Raw genomic sequence first — 18,259 nt, forward strand, 5'->3', positions numbered from 1 at the left:
TTCGCGTGAAACAAAAGATACACCTTCGTCGGCGTGAAGCCGACGAGACAACCGAGCTACCTGATGACCTGCCGCCATTGCTGCGTCGTTTATACGCCAGCCGCGGCGTGCGCAGCGCCCAGGAACTTGAACGTAGCGTAAAAGGAATGCTGCCGTGGCAGCATTTGAACGGCGTCGAAAAAGCAGTTGAGATCCTCTATAACGCCTTTCGCGCGGGAACCCGCATTATTGTGGTCGGCGATTTCGACGCCGATGGCGCGACCAGTACGGCGCTCAGCATTCTGGCGATGCGAGCGTTGGGTTGCGGTAACGTTGACTACCTGGTGCCTAATCGTTTTGAAGACGGCTATGGCTTAAGCCCGGAAGTGGTGGAGCAGGCGCATGCGCGTGGCGCTCAGCTGATTGTCACCGTAGACAATGGCATCTCGTCTCACGCCGGTGTGGAACATGCCAGAGCGCTGGGGATCCCGGTGGTGGTGACCGATCACCATCTGCCAGGGGATACGCTGCCTAATGCAGAGGCGATCATCAACCCCAATCTGCACGACTGTGAATTCCCGTCTAAATCATTGGCTGGGGTTGGCGTGGCCTTCTATCTGATGCTGGCGTTGCGCACCTTCCTGCGTGACAAAGGCTGGTTTGATGAACGAGGCATTGCGCCGCCGAACCTGGCGGACTTGCTCGATCTGGTCGCGCTCGGCACAGTGGCCGACGTGGTCCCGCTGGATGCTAATAACCGCATTCTGACGTGGCAAGGATTAAGCCGTATTCGTGCCGGAAAGTGCCGTCCCGGCATTAAGGCGCTGCTGGAGATTTCCAACCGCGACCCACTTAAGCTGGCTGCCAGCGATTTAGGTTTTGCGCTGGGGCCACGGCTGAATGCCGCTGGCCGTCTGGATGATATGTCCGTCGGCGTGGCGCTGTTGCTGTGCGACAACATTGGCGAGGCACGCATGCTGGCCAATGAGCTGGACGCGCTCAATCAGACACGCAAAGAAATTGAGCAGGGCATGCAGGCGGAAGCGCTGACCCTGTGTGAAAAGCTGGAGCGCAGTAGCGAGACGCTACCGGGCGGCCTTGCGATGTACCATCCTGAGTGGCATCAGGGAGTAGTCGGCATTCTGGCATCGCGCATTAAAGAGCGTTTTCATCGTCCGGTGATTGCGTTTGCTCCTGCCGGCGACGGTACGCTCAAAGGCTCCGGGCGTTCGATTCAGGGGCTGCACATGCGTGATGCGCTGGAGCGCCTGGACACCCTTCATCCTGGCATGATCCTCAAGTTTGGCGGTCACGCCATGGCGGCGGGCTTGTCGCTGGAAGAGGCGCAGTTTGAGCGTTTCCAGCAGCGTTTCGGCGAACTGGTAACCGAGTGGCTGGATCCTGCCTTGCTGCAGGGCGAAGTGGTGTCAGATGGCCCGCTAAGCGCCGCGGAGATGACCATGGAGGTCGCGCAAATGCTGCGTGATGCCGGGCCGTGGGGGCAAATGTTCCCGGAACCGCTGTTTGATGGACATTTCCGTCTGCTTCAGCAGCGTTTGGTGGGTGAGCGTCATCTGAAGGTGATGGTGGAGCCGGTTGGCGGCGGACCTCTGCTGGACGGAATTGCGTTCAACGTTGATACCAGTTGCTGGCCGGACAACGGCGTGCGCGATGTTCAGTTGGCCTACAAACTGGATATTAATGAGTTTCGCGGCAACCGTAGTTTGCAGCTAATAATCGATAATATCTGGCCACTTTAGCGTCACTAATCGCTATAAAAAAGGGCGTGGATTAGTTACAATCCCGCTCTTATAACCGCATTTTGACTAGTCCAATAAAAGAAATCAGACAATGTTTGAAATTAATCCGGTAAATAACCGCATTCAGGACCTCACGGAGCGCTCTGACGTTCTTAGGGGGTATCTTTGACTATGATGCCAAGAAAGAGCGTCTGGAAGAAGTAAACGCCGAGCTGGAACAGCCGGACGTATGGAACGAACCCGAACGTGCGCAGGCGCTGGGTAAAGAGCGTTCCTCCCTTGAGGCCATCGTAGATACACTCGACCAAATGAGCCAGGGCCTGGAAGATGTCTCCGGCCTGTTGGAGTTGGCTGTAGAAGCCGACGACGAAGAAACCTTTAACGAAGCCGTAGCAGAACTCGATACCCTGGAAGATAAGCTGGCGCAGCTGGAATTCCGTCGTATGTTCTCCGGCGAATATGACAGCGCAGATTGCTATCTCGATATTCAGGCTGGCTCCGGCGGTACGGAAGCGCAGGACTGGGCGAGCATGCTGATGCGTATGTATCTGCGTTGGGCCGAAGCTCGCGGCTTTAAAACTGAAATTATTGAAGAATCTGAAGGCGAAGTGGCGGGTATTAAATCCGTGACCATCAGAATTGCTGGCGAATATGCGTACGGTTGGCTGCGGACTGAAACCGGCGTACACCGTCTGGTACGTAAGAGCCCGTTCGACTCCGGCGGTCGCCGCCATACGTCGTTCAGCTCGGCGTTTGTCTATCCGGAAGTTGACGATGATATCGATATCGACATCAACCCGGCGGATCTGCGCATTGACGTTTATCGCGCCTCTGGCGCGGGCGGTCAGCACGTTAACCGTACAGAATCGGCGGTGCGTATCACCCACATCCCGACCGGGATTGTGACGCAGTGTCAGAACGACCGTTCCCAGCACAAGAACAAAGACCAGGCCATGAAGCAGATGAAAGCGAAGCTTTATGAACTGGAAATGCAGAAGAAGAATGCCGAGAAACAGGCGATGGAAGACAATAAGTCAGATATCGGCTGGGGTAGCCAGATTCGTTCTTATGTCCTTGATGACTCCCGCATTAAAGATCTGCGTACCGGGGTTGAAACCCGTAACACGCAGGCGGTGCTGGATGGCAGCCTGGATCAATTTATCGAAGCAAGTTTGAAAGCAGGGTTATGAGGAACCAACATGTCTGAACAACACGTACAGGGCGCTGACGCGGTAGCCGACCTTAACAATGAACTGAAAACGCGCCGTGAGAAGCTGGCGAGCCTGCGTGAGCAGGGGATCCCGTTCCCGAACGATTTCCGTCGCGATCACACCTCAGACCAACTGCATGCTGACTTCGACGCGAAAGAAAACGAAGAGCTGGAAGCGCTGAACATTGAGGTATCCGTTGCTGGTCGTATGATGACCCGCCGTATTATGGGTAAAGCCTCATTCGTTACGCTGCAAGATGTTGGCGGCCGTATTCAGCTGTACGTTGCTCGTGACGATCTGCCGGAAGGCGTTTACAACGAGCAGTTCAAAAAATGGGATCTGGGCGATATCCTCGGCGCGAAAGGTAAGTTGTTCAAGACCAAGACCGGTGAGCTGTCCATTCATTGCACCGAGCTGCGTCTGCTGACGAAAGCGCTGCGCCCGCTGCCGGATAAATTCCACGGGCTGCAGGACCAGGAAGCGCGTTATCGTCAGCGCTATCTGGATCTCATCTCTAACGATGAATCCCGCAATACCTTTAAAGTGCGTTCACAGATTATGGCTGGCATCCGCCAGTTCATGGTGGGTCGCGGCTTTATGGAAGTAGAAACCCCGATGATGCAGGTGATCCCTGGCGGCGCGGCGGCGCGTCCGTTCATCACCCATCATAACGCGCTGGATCTGGATATGTACCTGCGTATCGCGCCGGAACTGTACCTCAAGCGTCTGGTGGTTGGCGGCTTCGAACGCGTATTCGAAATTAACCGTAACTTCCGTAACGAAGGCATCTCTGTTCGTCATAACCCAGAGTTCACCATGATGGAACTCTACATGGCGTATGCGGACTACAAAGATCTGATCGAACTGACCGAATCACTGTTCCGCACGCTGGCGCAGAACGTTCTGGGAACCACCGAAGTGCCTTACGGCGAAGAAGTCTTCGACTTCGGTAAGCCGTTCGAAAAACTGACCATGCGCGAAGCGATTCAGAAATACCGTCCGGAAACCAACATGGCCGATCTGGATAACTTCGACTCTGCTAAAGCGATCGCTGAATCTATCGGCATCAAAGTTGAGAAGAGCTGGGGTCTGGGCCGTATCGTGACTGAGATCTTCGAAGAAGTCGCGGAAGCGCACCTGATTCAACCGACCTTCATTACCGAGTACCCGGCCGAAGTTTCTCCGTTGGCGCGTCGTAATGACGTAAACCCGGAAATCACCGATCGCTTCGAATTCTTCATCGGCGGACGTGAGATCGGTAACGGTTTCAGCGAACTGAACGATGCAGAAGATCAGGCGCAGCGTTTCCAGGATCAGGTTAACGCCAAAGATGCGGGTGATGACGAGGCGATGTTCTACGACGAAGACTACGTTACCGCTCTGGAACACGGTCTGCCGCCGACTGCGGGTCTGGGTATTGGTATCGACCGTATGGTTATGCTGTTCACCAACAGCCATACCATCCGCGACGTGATCCTGTTCCCGGCGATGCGCCCGGTTAAGTAAGATGTGACATGCCGGATGGCGGCTGATGCCTTATCCGGCCTACAATTCGCTATGTAGGCCAGGTAAGCATAGCGCCATCAGGCAATTAATTCCCGTTGGCAAACTTGCGCAGTAATTCTCGCGCCTTATCGTTTGAAGCCTGCATCACCATCCACGGGCTAAACGCCCACGGCGTTGCATCAATCCCGCTTAACACATCCTCAAGATTGCTCCACTGGTAATCCATCACTTCATCCGCATTTGGCTGTAGTTGGCTGGTAAGCTGCGCGGCATAGACCGGACAAACTTCGTTCTCCATAATTCCATTGGGATCCGTAGCGCAATAACGGAAATCCGCATATACAGAGGCGAGCGCGGTAATGTCTGCGCTCAGTTCAAAACGGGCGCGGCGGATAACGGCATCTTCGGTTGTCTCCCCCGACTGCGGATGGCCACAGACAGAGTTTGTCCAGACGCCAGGCCAGGCTTTTTTGTGCAGTGAACGGCGCGTCACCAGCAGTTGTCCCTGGTCGTTAAATATCCAGCAGGAAAACGCGAGATGCAAAGGGGTGTTGAAGGTATGGGCGGCATACTTTTCCAGCATGCCTGACGGTTTATTTTGCTCGTCCAGCAAAATGACATGTTCCCCGGCCATGACAACTCCTGAAAATAAAAAATGACCCGACGCAAACCCGCCGGGTCATGCACTCAGGCCACTAGGGTAGCCCATAAATGGGACAAAGGCATTACCAAAACAAGCCCTGGCAACATGTTGGCGACCGGGAAAAGTTTAATGTTACAGATACGCAAACCGGTGGCCACCATCAGCAGTCCGCCAGCACAAGAGAAATCCGCCATCATGTCAGGAGTGATCATCGGCAGGATAATCACTGCCAGCATCGCCAGCGCCACCTGAATAATGATTTGTGGGATGGCGATGGTCATAACCGCGTAGCCGAGAAGTGTGGCAAAAATCCCTGCGGTAAACAGATCGAGGATCGTTTTGATGTACAGAATTGATGGGTCGCCGCTCATCCCTTCGGTCATCGCCCCGAAAATCCCGGTGCCACTGGCGCAAAACAGTACCAGGATGGCGACAAATTTCTCTGTGAACTCTTCGTGACCCAGGCCATTAACTGGCGGCAGAACTTTGTTGATTAAACCGCGCGTGGAGCCAGCGGCTTTACCAATTCCTTTTTCCAGATGCAGCAATTCACCGAGAATGGCGCCGATCACCATTGCCAGCACCACTGCTGGCATATATTTCACTTTTAGTACCAGCGTGATACCCAGACCAACGGAGCAAAGCCCGAAAGTCATCGGCAGCGCCGTTTTCACACGCTCAGGGAGCTTGCCGCCCGCCATTGCGCCAACTAACCCGCCAAGAATGACGGCGGAACCATTTACATATGGGCCGATTAACATTGAGAAATGTCCTGTTAAGTAAAATTTAGCTCGCCTTCACCCCAGCGGGGGATATTGTTGACCTCAAGGTCGAACAGATCGAGCGCACGATTAACGCTATGGGTGATGATGTCGTCCGCCGTTTGCGGACGTTGATACAGCGCCGGAACCGGCGGAAAGATGATCCCGCCCATTTCAGTTACTGCGGCCATATTGCGAATATGGCCGAGGTTCAGCGGCGTTTCTCTGGCCAGCAGCACCAGACGACGACGCTCTTTCAGCACCACGTCCGCCGCACGGGTCAGCAGGTTGTCCGTCAGGCAGTGGGCGATTGCGCCCAAAGAGCGCATGGAACATGGTGCGATCAGCATCCCCAGTGTTTTAAATGAACCGCTGGAGATAGCCGCCCCCAGATCCGCGATGGGATGTACCACGTCAGCCATCGCTGTCACATCGTCCAGGCGGTAATCTGTCTCCAGTTCGCAGGTTTTTTCTGCTCCTTTTGAGACCACCAGATGGACTTCAACGGGGTGTTGGCGAAGCAACTCCAGCGCCTTAACGCCGTACTGAAACCCGGAGGCCCCACTGATCCCAATGATGATGCGTGCTGTCATGGTGGTCTCCTTTACTCGAAATCCGGCAGGAAGCGCTTCACGTCCACATCTTTAAATTTGGAACGCTGGAAGTTGTGCTTCAGGTGGAATGGCACCGTACAGTCGAAAATGGTTTTGCAGGACATTCCCTGTTGCAGGATGCTCGGGCTGTATTCCGGCACCTGTGACGGATCGAGCGGGTGGCAACGAACGCCAGGGATCGTAATGGTGTCAATATCCCCCTGGTAGCGGGTTTGCATGGCCCAGAGAACGTCGTCGCTATCGAAAATATCTACATCCTCATCCACCAGGATGACGTGCTTGAGTTCCGGGAATGCAGAGAAAGCCAGTAGAGCAGCCTGGCGCTGCCGACCTTCATCTGTCGGAGAAGATTTTTTAAACTGCAGAACCGCCAGAAGTTTGCCACCGCCCGCCGAGTGGGCGAAAACATTGAGTAGTTTGCCCGGCATGGCGCGTTCTACCATATCCAGAATGCTGGCTTCAGTCGGAATACCGGCCATATTGACATGTTCTTCGCCAGGTCCGACGGTGGTGCGCCAGATGGGGTTATTGCGGTGAGTAACGGCTTTCACTTTGATCACCGGAATAGCCTCTTTCGCTTCGCCGGTATAACCCGGAAACTCAGGCATTGCGCGCCCGGTATGGGTGTTCTGATCTTCGCGTACGCGTGCGTTTGGCAGCAGTTCGCCTTCAATGACGATCTCCGCATGAGCGATAGCTTTTTCGTTGATGGTTTTACACTGCACCATCTCAACGGCTTTGCCGCGCAGCGCGCCCGCAATGCTCAATTCGTTGAAGCCCAGCGGGGTGGTTGGCGGCTCAAAACAGGCGGCAATTTCAATCGCCGGATCCACGCCGATGCTGATTGAAATCGGTAGCGGCTGACCTGCGGCTTCTGCTTTCATGCGGAAAGCATCAATATGGCGACCAGGGGTCAGCCACATGGACAGTTCGTCGCGGCTCTGTACACACAAGCGGTGAATGGTGATATCGGATTCGTGAGTTTCCGGGTCTGAGGCGTAGCACAGGCCCATGGTAATATAGGGACCAGCGTCTTCTTCTGTATTGGTCGGAGCGGGTAATAGTTTGCGCAGATCGAAATCGGCATCGCTCTCCAGATGCACCACTTCCTGACATTCCGCCGCACCCTGAGTCATGACCGGCGCTATGGCGTTTTCCACAGAATCTTTCAGCAGATGCCCTAGTTTTGCTGGTTCGCACTGCAGAAAATGGCTGACGCGCTGGCGCGAACCGTTGAGGCCAATTGCCACGCTGATATCGTGAAATCCTTTGATTTTATTAAATACCATCACCGGCCCGTTCTTGCGGGTCGGGCGCTGGCAGGTTCCGCCCGCGCCCACATAACGATACACCCCAGAGAGTTCCGCGTGCGGGTCGACTTCGGTATCGGTTTCAACGTACTCGCCGGGAAGTGTTTTCAGTAGTTGGAGCGCAGAGCGTAAATCATGCACCGTTGAGGGAGATTTGTTATCAGTATTTGCCATGGGATGGTTCCTTCGGAAAAGATGTTTCGTTGTCTGCACAATATTTTCCGTGGCGCTTTTACACAAATACCGTTTACCGGATAGTTAGTAGATCAAAAAAGTTTATTTTAATGACCTGTTAAATAATGATTAATTAACATGAGATGTAGCGGGCTGGCTTTTTATTTTTTTGGGTAAGTGTGATACTGGCGATACGTTAAACCACGGGTGATGATGATGGATTTAAAGCGCTTACGGTATTTTTGTCGGGTGGTGGAACAAGGGTCGGTAAGCCAGGCGGCGAAATCGTTGAACATGGCGCAACCCCCCCTCAGCAAGCGGATTCAGGAGCTGGAAGAAGAACTTCAGGTCTCGCTCTTTGTTCGCCGTGGAAATCGTATTGAACCCACGGAGGCCGGTTTTTTTCTCTATCGCAAAGGATGTGAAATATTACGTCAGGTGGAGGATACCGCCAGGGAAACGACAGATATTGCACAAAAAAACAGAGCCGAATTAAGAATAGGTTTAACTCATCTCTACCAGAACTATTTTAAAGCACTGTTGATGGAAGTTTACCGACGTAATCCGGATACGGCGATCAATATTTCTGTTACCGACTCCAGCCATCTTGAGACATTATTAACGGAAGGAGGAATCGATATTGCTTTAATACAGCGTCCCTATCGCAGTGAAGGCTTTGATTATGTGTCGTTTGATCCGATTAAGCTGGTGGCGGTAATTAATAAAAAATGCCTGCCGGACCCTCCTGCAAACCCCTATAACTACACTGCGCTGGCGGAGATGCCGTTGGTGCTGTTGCATCGGGCAAAGGATTCAGGGACTTACGAGATGCTGATGGATTTGTTTCGTAAATCCGGAGTAAGCGCAAAAGTGATCATGCATATTACGCAACCGGGGGTCATTCTCGACTGGCTGGAGTCCGGCCTTGAGGCTGCGACGTTATTACCGTCTTCGGAAGTCGATGCTGATAAACTTAGCCAATGTTACGTGGTAGACGTTTTTCCTTCGCCACAAATATTTTATCCTGCGCTGGTGAAATTACCCTCTATGCCTTATCTACCCGCGTTAATGGATATTATCGCACAGGGATATCCGTTTAACCCTACCGATTGAAGCGTAGCGATTGGGGATCGTCCGGCTGGCTGGTATGATAATGACCTCTGATTTCGAGGTAAACGTTGTGTTGAGTGCAGAATGGCTGATGAATAAACGTTTTTATATCACGATAATGTTGGTGAGCAGCCTGATCCTGGCAGGGTGTTCCAGTTCATCTGATTCCGGTTCCACGTATACTGTGAAGCGCGGTGATACGCTGTACGCCATTTCACGCTCTACTGGCACCAGCGTTCGGGATCTCGCCCGTCTGAACAACATTTCCCCCCCTTATACCATTGAGGTGGGGCAAAAGCTGAAGCTTAACGGTGATGCGAAAACCAGTACAACAGCGCGTAAAGCAACCGCGAAATCCTCGAGCAAATCTTCTACCAAAACGGCTGCCGTCAGACCGTCTTCTTCTGTACCTCAGTCGTCCTGGCCGCCGGTAGGACAACGCTGCTGGCAGTGGCCTGCCAGCGGTAAGGTGATCCTGCCTTATTCCACGGCGGACGGCGGTAATAAGGGCATTGATATTTCTGCTGCGCGCGGTACGCCGATTTATGCGGCCGGAGCCGGGAAAGTGGTCTATGTCGGCAATCAACTGCGGGGCTATGGCAACCTCATCATGATTAAGCACAGTGAGGATTACATCACTGCCTATGCGCATAATGACACCATGCTGGTGAACAACGGTCAAAACGTGAAAGCCGGGCAGAAGATCGCCACGATGGGCAGCACGGATGCGACGACGGTGCGTCTGCATTTCCAGATCCGTTATCGCGCAACGGCTATCGATCCGCTGCGTTATTTACCGCCGCAGGGCAGTAAGCCAAAATGCTGACGGTGAATTAATCGCCAGTCAGTCGGTTCGTCCCTTGCCAAGAAGAGCGTAAGGTTTATAATCCCTTACGCACTTCAATGCGGGCGTAGTTCAATGGTAGAACGAGAGCTTCCCAAGCTCTATACGAGGGTTCGATTCCCTTCGCCCGCTCCAAACTTAACTCCCCTAAAGTCTACCAAACTCAATTTTTCCTTGATAAATCAGTGGTTATAGCATTTTATTAGTCTATGGAACTCAATTGTACTCCCCCAGGGTCAAGCTCAATGTGGGGGTATGGATGGGGGTATAATTGTACCCCCTGCTAAGAGGTACCCCCAATGAAGCTGACAGCTCGTCAGGTTGAAACTGCAAAGCCTAAAGATAAGCCTTACAAACTCGCTGATGGTGGTGGTCTTTACCTGCTGGTTAATCCCAACGGTAAAAGATACTGGCGTCTCAAATTCCGTTCGTTAGGTAAAGAGAAGCTGCTCGCTATTGGCGTTTACCCCGATATTTCCTGCAAACGAGCAGCGAGTCATCCAGCGAGCATTACGTCTGCTGGAGAAATACCAGCGTCAACCGAGTGAGTCATTTACCTCCACCAGCCTCACAAAATCTTGGCTGCAACTGCAGATGGCTCATCTGGAGCGGGAAGTCTTCATCGTAATGTATCTAGTCAATCAGCATTGCCTGCGGAGCGAGAAACACTGTTTACCGGCACGCTCAGCCATACCGAAGTGCATCCCCGCGAAGTTGTTAAATCAGCCCTGAAACATAACGCCGCTGCGGTCATTTTGGCGCATAACCACGACAGAAATCAGCCAGCAGGATAAACATGTCACTCAGCGAATTGCTAAAGCCTTGGCTCTGGTGGAAGTGCGTGTGCTGGATCATCTTGTGGTCGGGAACGAAGTGGTGTCTTTTGCTGAATGTGGCTTGTTATGAGGTGCAGAATGAAAATCATCAGTAAGCGCCAGGCGATGCATATTTATCGTCAGCATCCCGAATCTAGGTTATCTGCCTTCTGTACAGGTCACTACCAGTGGCATGGCAGTGTCTGCCATTACTACGGACGTGAAGTTCAGGATATCAGCGGCGTACTCGCTGTTTTTGTTGAACCTCGTCAGGACCGAGCAGGCCCGTACGCCATTCTTCGCAGCGTGACAGTGAACTAACCAACCCACTCAGTCATTAAGAAATATATTAATGCAGTCGACCACTTAACCGAAGACCTGACTAATCAGTTGTTCACCATCCGCACCAAAGATATTCAGTCTGATATTTTCTTTGCTAACGCAGCCAGGAAAGACTGATACAACGTACGATAATCTTCCGGCGCAAAGTGAAAATATCGGCTTTGCGCCGGTTTTACCGTTACGCCCAGGGAAGTTCATCCAGCACTCGGCTTCTGAGATGTACATTTGCCCAACAGGCAGCCTGCGTGCGATTGCTCACCGAGATTTTTTTGAAGATATTGTAGATATGCGTTCTCACCGTGTTTTCGCTAATGAAAAACGCCCGGGCAATATCCATGTTAGATGCCCCCTTGGCCAGTTCTGCCAGTATTTCATACTCTCTTTCCGTGAGCATTTCGGCATTATCATTCGATTGGCTAAGGTTGAGTTGTGCAGTCGGGGGAGAAACCGTCCGTTCTAAACGGGGGAGATGACAACCTTTTTTAATCACGTCCAGCAAATGTTCAGTAGTGCAATTATGAGGAATGATAGATTCAAAATTGGGCCATGACATATTTTCGTATAACGAGAGCGATCGCAGGCAATTGATAATATAAATGCGCAAATGACAGGCACTGTCATTGAGTAATGTTGACCAGATTTTTTTTAATTTCCTGCTGGATGCCTGAATATCGTAGAGTATGATACTGCCTTCAGAGACAAACGACATATCCGGCCTGCTAATATCAACAAAATCAACTAAGTTATCGCTTTTCTTATTGAGATAGTCCAGCAGGAGCTGCGTTTGTATTGACCGGTTGCTAATCAATATTATCTTACTGTCCATGTTAAGCATATATGACCTTCGTTCACATGATGATTGAAAATGCTTCCCTGTCGCTATGGCATGCGGAATCAATAACATGTCATTACTTAAGATTAAATATTATCTGATTGAATTATGAAAATTTAGCTAATTGTGCAATACCACTCTTCGATTTTCCCGAGGTGTCAGATCGCCTTTTCTTTTAATAAATTTTATACGATACGAGTGAAAAAGCCTAATTCCATGTATTTTATAGATATTTTATTCACATCTCACTAAAATATGCACTTAGTGATGTTGGTACATAGCAATATTGCATGACACCTCATATATAGCGACCACTTTTAATATCATTTCCTGAGCAAAATACGTCCAATATGCGATATACAACAATGTTTTACCTTTCATAATTAGTACAAGGCGCAAGCCTGATTCAAATGGGCACATTAATCATGCGTGTCCAAAAAAACACTACTGATAATTATGAATATGTATTTCTAAACGAGGAACGCATTATGAGTAAACTATCACTTGTAGCTTTAATTGCATGTGCAGTTTCAATACCTTCAGCAATGGCATTTGGTGATCCACATGGATATGTTAATTTCAAGGGTTCTGTATTACCAAACTCCTGTAAAATTGAAAATCAGGGATATAAAGAAGTTCAACTAAGCCCGGTTATTAACACGCTAGTCAATAAAGATGCGCCTGTGCAGGTCAAGAAATTTAGTATTAAAGTTAAAGACTGTTATATGGACGAAAATTTGATCCCTCGATTATCATGGGGCAAAAATTCTCATATAACGAATGACGGGTATCTTAAAAACACCCTTATGATAGGTTCAAACGCAGCACTGCGATTAGAAACCACAGAAGGGAAAGTAATTGACCTGAGCCATGGGGAAAATAAATTTGATCCTGACTCAAAATTTTTATCTAAAGATAAAACATCTCTGGATTATACATTCCAGGTTGGCTACATTAAGTCCAAAGAGACTAACCTCCCTATAATTCCTGGTGGAGTGAAGGCTCAGGCACACTACAGCATTACCTATAACTAAATACATAATGCCATAGCACTCTGTGCTATGGCACTTTTTTAAGAAGAGGCCTTATGAAAATCATCATTGCCTTATTGGCTTTATTTTCTGTTAATACCGCACTCGCCAACAATATTATCGTTAACGGCACCCGGTTTATTTATCCTGAGGAGTCTTCAGAAATCACCATACAAATGACCAACACGAATCAATCACCGTCGCTGGCGCAAATATGGCTGGATGAGGGGGACTCCGCTAAATTACCCGAGGAAATCACCACCCCATTTATCATCTCGCCACCTATCGCCCGCATCGACGCGGGAAACGGCCAGTCGGTGAGAATAAAAAAAGCGGCGGACAGACATATTGTTGCCACCGACCGGGAATCTCTGTGGTGGTTGAACATTCTGGATATCCCCTCCGTGGATAACCGCAATGTCCCGGAAAACTCATCGACGCTCAACTTAGCCATTCGTTCACGCTTTAAGTTATTCTGGCGACCGGCCAGCCTGGGCGACCGTCAGAATGCGGAAAGCAAGATGGAAATTATTGCCCGCAATAGCGAGATGACGCTGGTCAACCCCACGCCGTTTTACATTACGGTTGCAAATATTTCCACCACCTCCGGCAATAAACTGCTGGAGGAAGGCGTGATGGTTCCGCCTAAAAGCCGAACAGATATTAATAATTTAAAACATAAAGTGAGAAAGGGAGAGCCGGTGGTTCTGCATGCCGTCAGCGATTACGGCAGTGTCGTGGAGTTTAAAACAGCTATTAATAAATAAAAAGAGATCAAAGGAATACACCATGGGTTTATGTAAAAGGATCCTCACCATACCCTGCTTTATGGTTTTTAATATTTCATTATTTTCAGTCGAACTGCACGCAGAAGATACCACGCGCTATACCTTTGATAATGCCGTACTGATGGGCAATGCCTCGCTAAATGACCTACGTTCATTTAATGCCGCCGGGCTATTACCGGGAACATATATTGTCGATATTTATATTAACGACAGCTGGCGAGGACGCCGTGAGCTTTTATTCAAAAAGAATAAGCGAGGGGATTTAGTCAGCTGTTACTCCGGGCAGTTCCTGAAAGGCCTTGGCGTGAACCCCGACAAAATGAATGCCGCGCTGGCCGCCCAGCCTTCGCACTGCGGCACTATCGCCGAATGGGACAACAGCGGAAAAGCCAGCGAGCAGCTCAACGCCGCTCAGCTTGAGTTACGCATCGCGATTCCACAGGCCTATGTCGATAATATCGAAAGCAATTACGTGCAGCCTGAACTATGGCAGCCGGGGATCCCGGCAATTAATTTTGGCTACAACGCGGACTACTACAGTAGCCAGCAGCGGGGTAACGAGCGCTCCAGCACGGACAGCGCCTGGCTGGGAATGGATATCCGCACTTCTGCCGGCGGATGGCTGCTTGAGCATTTTCGCAGCCAAAGCTGGGACAGCAAAGCAGGCAGCCATTACGCCAACAACCGCACAACGCTGAAACGGCCGATCGTGGGCTGGAAATCGATGTTCAGCGCCGGGAAGTTCTACACCGACAGCCAGATGTTCGACAGTATTGCTATTCTCGGGGTGGGGCTGGAATCCGAGGATTTGATGCGCCCGGACAGCACGCTGAACTGGGCGCCGGTGATTCGCGGGGTTGCGGAAACCAACGCCCGGGTGACCATCACCCAGGACGGCCAGACCATTCATCAAACCTCCGTTCCGGCCGGTCCGTTCTCGATTGAGTCCGTGCTGCCCGCCAATACGGGCGGCGAGCTGCTGGTCACCATTCAGGAGTCTGATGGACGCATCCGCCGTTTTACCGTGCCTTATTCCACCGTACCGCAGCTGCTTAAACCCGGCGTATCACGCTATGGCGTCACCGTGGGGGCCGTGGATGAAGACAATTATGATGAAGATCCGTTTGCCGCTCAGGCCTTTTGGCAGTACGGCCTGAATAACTATTTAACCTTGTATACCGGCGCATCCGGATTTGAACGCTATCAGTCGGCTCTGATTGGTAGTGGCCTCAATACCGAACTGGGGGCATTTGCCATCGATGTTACGCAATCGCGCCTGAACCTTGACGACGATCGACACCAGGGACAGCAGTATCGCTTGACGTGGAACCGCACTCTTCCATGGTCTGAAACCTCAATATGGCTGGAGGCGAAATTCAGTTCACACCATTTCTATGGCCAACGCGATGCATTGGATTCATTAGATGCTGAGACATCGGTAAACCCGTATACATCCTTGCGTGAAAAGCAATCACTTAGCACCAGCATCAATCAGCCGCTATCCGACACCTGGGGTTCATTCTATTTGTCCGGATCTGTGAAGAAGTACTGGGATCAGCAGGATAATTATCGCCAGTATGCCGTGGGATACACCAACGCCTGGGGCAACCTGACCTGGAGCATCTCGGCGCAGCGCTTCTGGAACGAGGATGAACGCGGTTCAGTCACCAAAGATGACCAAATTATGCTTTCTTTTAGCTACTTCCTGCCGCGGGATAACGCCGGCTTTACGCAGATCTCTTCCGACAGTTACAGCAACAACGGCAAAGCCAGCAACACGCGCCTTGGTTTCACCACCTCTTCTGATGAGGAAAACAATATTGTTTGGGGACTAAACACCGGCTACGCCCGCGGGGGTGATGTGGAATGGGGCGCAAACGGCATGGTACGCACCCCTTATACCACCCTGAACGGGACGTGGAGCCAGAGCAACTCCTGGCATCAGGTCAGTGGGGGAATGAACGGAATGCTGGTCGGGCACGCGGGGGGAGTCACTTTCTCACCGGAACGTGCGGATACCGTTGCCCTGGTCCACGCACCGGATGCCCACGGCGCGCATCTGGACGGCGTCCCCGGAACCCGCTTCGATAAAAATGGCTATGCCATTATGCCGTGGCTGCGTCCGTGGCGCGTGAATGACGTCACGATCGATCCGAAAGGCTCCGCCGAAGGCCTGACCTTCACCAAAACCCAGAGCAAGGTTGTACCTTTTGAGGGTAACGTCGTTCCCGTCAGCTTCGAAACAACGCTACGCCGACAGACGATTATTTACCCACGCATTAAGGGCCAGCAGAAAATGCCGTTTGGCGCCGTGATCCGCGACCGCGACAACAACCATATTGGCTACGTCGGGCAAGGCGGCGCGCTCTATATCGATGATACAACATCCCCGGAAGTGTTTGTTTCTCTGGAAAAAGGGAAATGTACGATCGTGCTCAAAAGCCAGGAGGCAACATGTCGGTAATACGTACAGTTTTTATTCTGGGCTTCGCGTTAAGCGTTCAGCAGAATGCCAGCGCGGCGTGCATGCTGACCACGCAAAAAATTATCGCTCCGCCGGAGAGCGTTGCGGCGAAGCGGGCCGTTCAGTCCGGAGGCGTGATTCAGACGCGCACCCATACCCTCCATAATGTGCAGAACGCAGGGTGCACCGATAGCCAGTCGTTTACGGCACAGGTCATGGGCGATCAATCCGCGATATCGCTGCCCGGCATCCTGCGCAGCAACGTGAACGGCATTGGCATAAAAGTGACGCTGGAAACCTCAACAGGACGAACGATTCAGTGGCCGTCAGCATTCAGGGCCACGCCGGACGAGTTCAGAAACGGTAAGGTCAATATCGAACTGATCAAGCTGGATAATAACCTACCAGCACATGTTGCTCCGGGGCCACTCAACCTGCAGATAAGAAGCGATGCTCAATCGCTGCCGGTCGTGAATATCGTACTACCAGCCAAATATATCATGCTGCTCAACCAATCCTGTTCGATAAAGGGCAATCGGATAATCAACGTAAACTTACCTGAAGTCCCGATTGAACACTTTCGCGGTCGCGGTACGACGGCGGGAATGAAACCATTTAGCATTGACCTGCTATGTAAAAGTGATTTTAAAACGCATTCCCGGGTGAAAATGAACTGGAGTGACATCCATAACGGCCGGGAACGTAACATCGGCGTCTTACCGAATATCCAGCACAGGGGAGCTGCGGGTATCGGTATCCAGGTTTTAGATTCAAATCAAAAGCCAATAAACTTTTCGACACCTTCACATTTCAATGTGACCTATCAGGAAAATGAAACCTACACGATTCCTTTTCATGCACGATATTATCAAACAGATAGTAAGGTTAGCCCCGGAAATGTTCGTTCCGTTTTATATTTTAATGCCGAATATGAGTAACGAATAATAAGTTGAGCGTGCGGTGAGTCTTTGCTCCACGCAAGTGGAGCTTTTTTTGCATCATACTGATGCCCGATGCTATATCTCCAAAGGTACGTAGTGATCACAGCTTATTGTTTCATTAAGAATATCATCTTCGCTATAATAAAAAACCTCTATATCATAACCATTTTTTCTCTTTAATCTTCGCTCCGGCATTAATTTTAAATAAATATGTCTTGAAAAAAACCAGTAGTTATCCTTATTAAATCGAAACGAAAAACAAGCATATTCCCCAGAAGGGCATTCATAACGGTTATAGGTATTCAGTGAATAATCTCCCTTAGTACCTATAATCGATTTCACCTTCATTCGGGTAGTCGAGTTTGGATGAGGGTTGAAGCCGGTCAAGGTCCATATATCTTGTTTTAGGCTGGAAAGTTGCTCATATATCAAGTTTAAACGATGCTGATATGACTCCTGGAGGGGGGGGGTAGGAGAGTCGTAATTATAGTGAAATCCAGTCACATAACCTACTGGTAAGGTACATTTTTCTATATTATTAACAATAATTTCGTTTCTTGGTAAAAACTCCTGCAGCGGAGTAAGATCCCAGCTCAGGTTTTTACGGTATTCTCTGGGAGTATAGCCGGTTAGCTTTTTAAATTCACGGCAAAAAGATTGCTGTGAATCAAACCCCAGCTTAACGGAAATATCAATGATATCCATATGGGTCAGACGTAATAAAGCAGCCGCTCTGCTGATCCGTATTCTACGAATATACAGGCCTACTGGCATGTTAATGCGCTGCTTTATAATATCTTGTATATGCCTGCGACTATATCCAGAAAATTTGGTAATATCATCAATATCGATCCCTGATGTAAAATTATTTTCAATGTAAGTCAACACATCATTTATAATCTTTGACTTCAAAAACATCACTTCTCCCCACTTTTAATACGCTATAAAAACACCCATCAATCCAATTGATTAAGTGGTTACAACAAACAATACCTCAAAAAGAAACCATTATACTTTATATGTCAGCATATGGAGGTTAGTCAAATATCTTTTAATAAATATACATGGGCATAGCAATATCTCACGAAGTAATAGTTACATCCAATATGGTTAATATTGTGTTTATTACAAATG

General features: G+C 50.2%; 17 protein-coding genes, 1 tRNA gene and 2 pseudogenes. 13 read left to right on the forward strand and 7 right to left on the reverse strand.

Features of this window, described 5'->3' with window-relative positions; genetic code table 11:
* Positions 1–5 precede the first annotated feature (5 nt).
* The 3 genes from recJ to lysS all read left to right on the forward strand — a co-directional run bounded on the left by recJ (position 6) and on the right by lysS (position 4,456).
* Positions 6–1,739 (forward strand): single-stranded-DNA-specific exonuclease RecJ, encoded by a 1,734-nt coding sequence (gene recJ / locus AC534G_RS04340; RefSeq protein ID WP_110496909.1) that lies wholly within the window; start codon positions 6–8, stop codon positions 1,737–1,739.
* 91 nt (positions 1,740–1,830) lie between these two features.
* A protein-coding gene (prfB, locus tag AC534G_RS04345) for a peptide chain release factor 2 (protein ID WP_100194817.1) occupies positions 1,831–2,929 on the forward strand; the annotation gives its coding sequence in 2 pieces (ribosomal slippage) (positions 1,831–1,905 and positions 1,907–2,929; 1,098 coding nt in all).
* Positions 2,930–2,938: 9 nt separating this feature from the next.
* Entirely contained in the window at positions 2,939–4,456 is a 1,518-nt protein-coding gene (gene lysS / locus AC534G_RS04350; protein ID WP_006686909.1) for a lysine--tRNA ligase, read from the forward strand.
* A gap of 85 nt (positions 4,457–4,541) precedes the next feature.
* On the opposite strand, the gene idi is transcribed toward lysS, so the two are convergent.
* The 5 genes from idi to AC534G_RS04375 form a co-directional block, all read right to left on the reverse strand.
* Positions 4,542–5,090 (reverse strand): isopentenyl-diphosphate Delta-isomerase, encoded by a 549-nt coding sequence (gene idi, locus AC534G_RS04355; RefSeq protein ID WP_038633466.1) that lies wholly within the window; start codon positions 5,088–5,090, stop codon positions 4,542–4,544.
* A gap of 53 nt (positions 5,091–5,143) precedes the next feature.
* Entirely contained in the window at positions 5,144–5,860 is a 717-nt protein-coding gene (locus tag AC534G_RS04360) for a DUF554 domain-containing protein (RefSeq protein WP_038633463.1), read from the reverse strand.
* Positions 5,861–5,874: 14 nt separating this feature from the next.
* Positions 5,875–6,453, reverse strand: coding sequence for a UbiX family flavin prenyltransferase (locus AC534G_RS04365; RefSeq protein ID WP_038633460.1), 579 nt, complete (start codon positions 6,451–6,453; stop codon positions 5,875–5,877).
* A gap of 11 nt (positions 6,454–6,464) precedes the next feature.
* Positions 6,465–7,958, reverse strand: coding sequence for a UbiD family decarboxylase (locus tag AC534G_RS04370; RefSeq protein WP_199981031.1), 1,494 nt, complete (start codon positions 7,956–7,958; stop codon positions 6,465–6,467).
* 161 nt (positions 7,959–8,119) lie between these two features.
* A complete protein-coding gene (locus AC534G_RS04375; protein WP_255366011.1) occupies positions 8,120–8,254 on the reverse strand; it encodes a hypothetical protein in 135 nt (44 codons plus the stop codon).
* Between AC534G_RS04375 and AC534G_RS04380 the strand changes: the two genes are divergently transcribed.
* The 6 genes and pseudogenes from AC534G_RS04380 (at position 8,211) to AC534G_RS04405 (ending at position 11,048) form a co-directional block, all read left to right on the forward strand.
* Positions 8,211–9,071, forward strand: coding sequence for a LysR family transcriptional regulator (locus tag AC534G_RS04380; protein ID WP_239509324.1), 861 nt, complete (start codon positions 8,211–8,213; stop codon positions 9,069–9,071). The genes AC534G_RS04375 and AC534G_RS04380 overlap by 44 nt on opposite strands.
* An 88-nt stretch (positions 9,072–9,159) precedes the next feature.
* Entirely contained in the window at positions 9,160–9,894 is a 735-nt protein-coding gene (gene actS, locus AC534G_RS04385; protein ID WP_038642856.1) for an amidase activator ActS, read from the forward strand.
* 79 nt (positions 9,895–9,973) lie between these two features.
* Positions 9,974–10,047: transfer RNA gene (locus AC534G_RS04390), tRNA-Gly, on the forward strand.
* 164 nt (positions 10,048–10,211) lie between these two features.
* Positions 10,212–10,409, forward strand: a pseudogene (locus tag AC534G_RS04395) (Arm DNA-binding domain-containing protein); the annotation flags it as partial.
* Positions 10,369–10,818 (forward strand): annotated as a pseudogene (locus tag AC534G_RS04400) (JAB domain-containing protein). The pseudogenes AC534G_RS04395 and AC534G_RS04400, both read left to right, overlap by 41 nt.
* 8 nt (positions 10,819–10,826) lie before the next feature.
* The gene (locus tag AC534G_RS04405; RefSeq protein WP_110496913.1) at positions 10,827–11,048 is read left to right on the forward strand and encodes a DUF987 domain-containing protein; all 222 of its coding nucleotides are present in this window, start codon (positions 10,827–10,829) and stop codon (positions 11,046–11,048) included.
* 199 nt (positions 11,049–11,247) lie between these two features.
* Here AC534G_RS04405 and AC534G_RS04410 read toward each other — a convergent pair whose 3' ends face one another.
* Positions 11,248–11,904, reverse strand: coding sequence for a LuxR C-terminal-related transcriptional regulator (locus tag AC534G_RS04410; protein ID WP_110496915.1), 657 nt, complete (start codon positions 11,902–11,904; stop codon positions 11,248–11,250).
* A 485-nt stretch (positions 11,905–12,389) separates the two neighbouring features.
* On the opposite strand from AC534G_RS04410, the gene AC534G_RS04415 reads away from it, so the two are divergent.
* Genes AC534G_RS04415 through AC534G_RS04430 form a run of 4 tightly spaced genes read left to right on the forward strand, consistent with a single transcriptional unit; the run spans position 12,390 to position 17,122 of the window.
* A complete protein-coding gene (locus AC534G_RS04415) occupies positions 12,390–12,935 on the forward strand; it encodes a fimbrial protein (protein ID WP_162620714.1) in 546 nt (181 codons plus the stop codon).
* A gap of 53 nt (positions 12,936–12,988) precedes the next feature.
* On the forward strand, positions 12,989–13,699 hold the full coding sequence (locus AC534G_RS04420; RefSeq protein ID WP_110496918.1) for a fimbrial biogenesis chaperone: 711 nt from the start codon (positions 12,989–12,991) through the stop codon (positions 13,697–13,699).
* A gap of 22 nt (positions 13,700–13,721) precedes the next feature.
* On the forward strand, positions 13,722–16,184 hold the full coding sequence (locus tag AC534G_RS04425; protein ID WP_496594505.1) for a fimbria/pilus outer membrane usher protein: 2,463 nt from the start codon (positions 13,722–13,724) through the stop codon (positions 16,182–16,184).
* A complete protein-coding gene (locus tag AC534G_RS04430; protein WP_110496922.1) occupies positions 16,175–17,122 on the forward strand; it encodes a fimbrial protein in 948 nt (315 codons plus the stop codon). Before AC534G_RS04425 ends, AC534G_RS04430 begins: the two co-directional genes overlap by 10 nt.
* A gap of 78 nt (positions 17,123–17,200) precedes the next feature.
* On the opposite strand, the gene AC534G_RS04435 is transcribed toward AC534G_RS04430, so the two are convergent.
* Positions 17,201–18,043 carry a helix-turn-helix domain-containing protein gene (locus AC534G_RS04435; protein WP_233593710.1) on the reverse strand — a complete coding sequence of 281 codons (843 nt, stop codon included), beginning with the start codon at positions 18,041–18,043 and terminating at the stop codon, positions 17,201–17,203.
* Positions 18,044–18,259: the final 216 nt, after the last annotated feature.

This window comes from Citrobacter sp. CRE-46 (assembly GCF_059615875.1).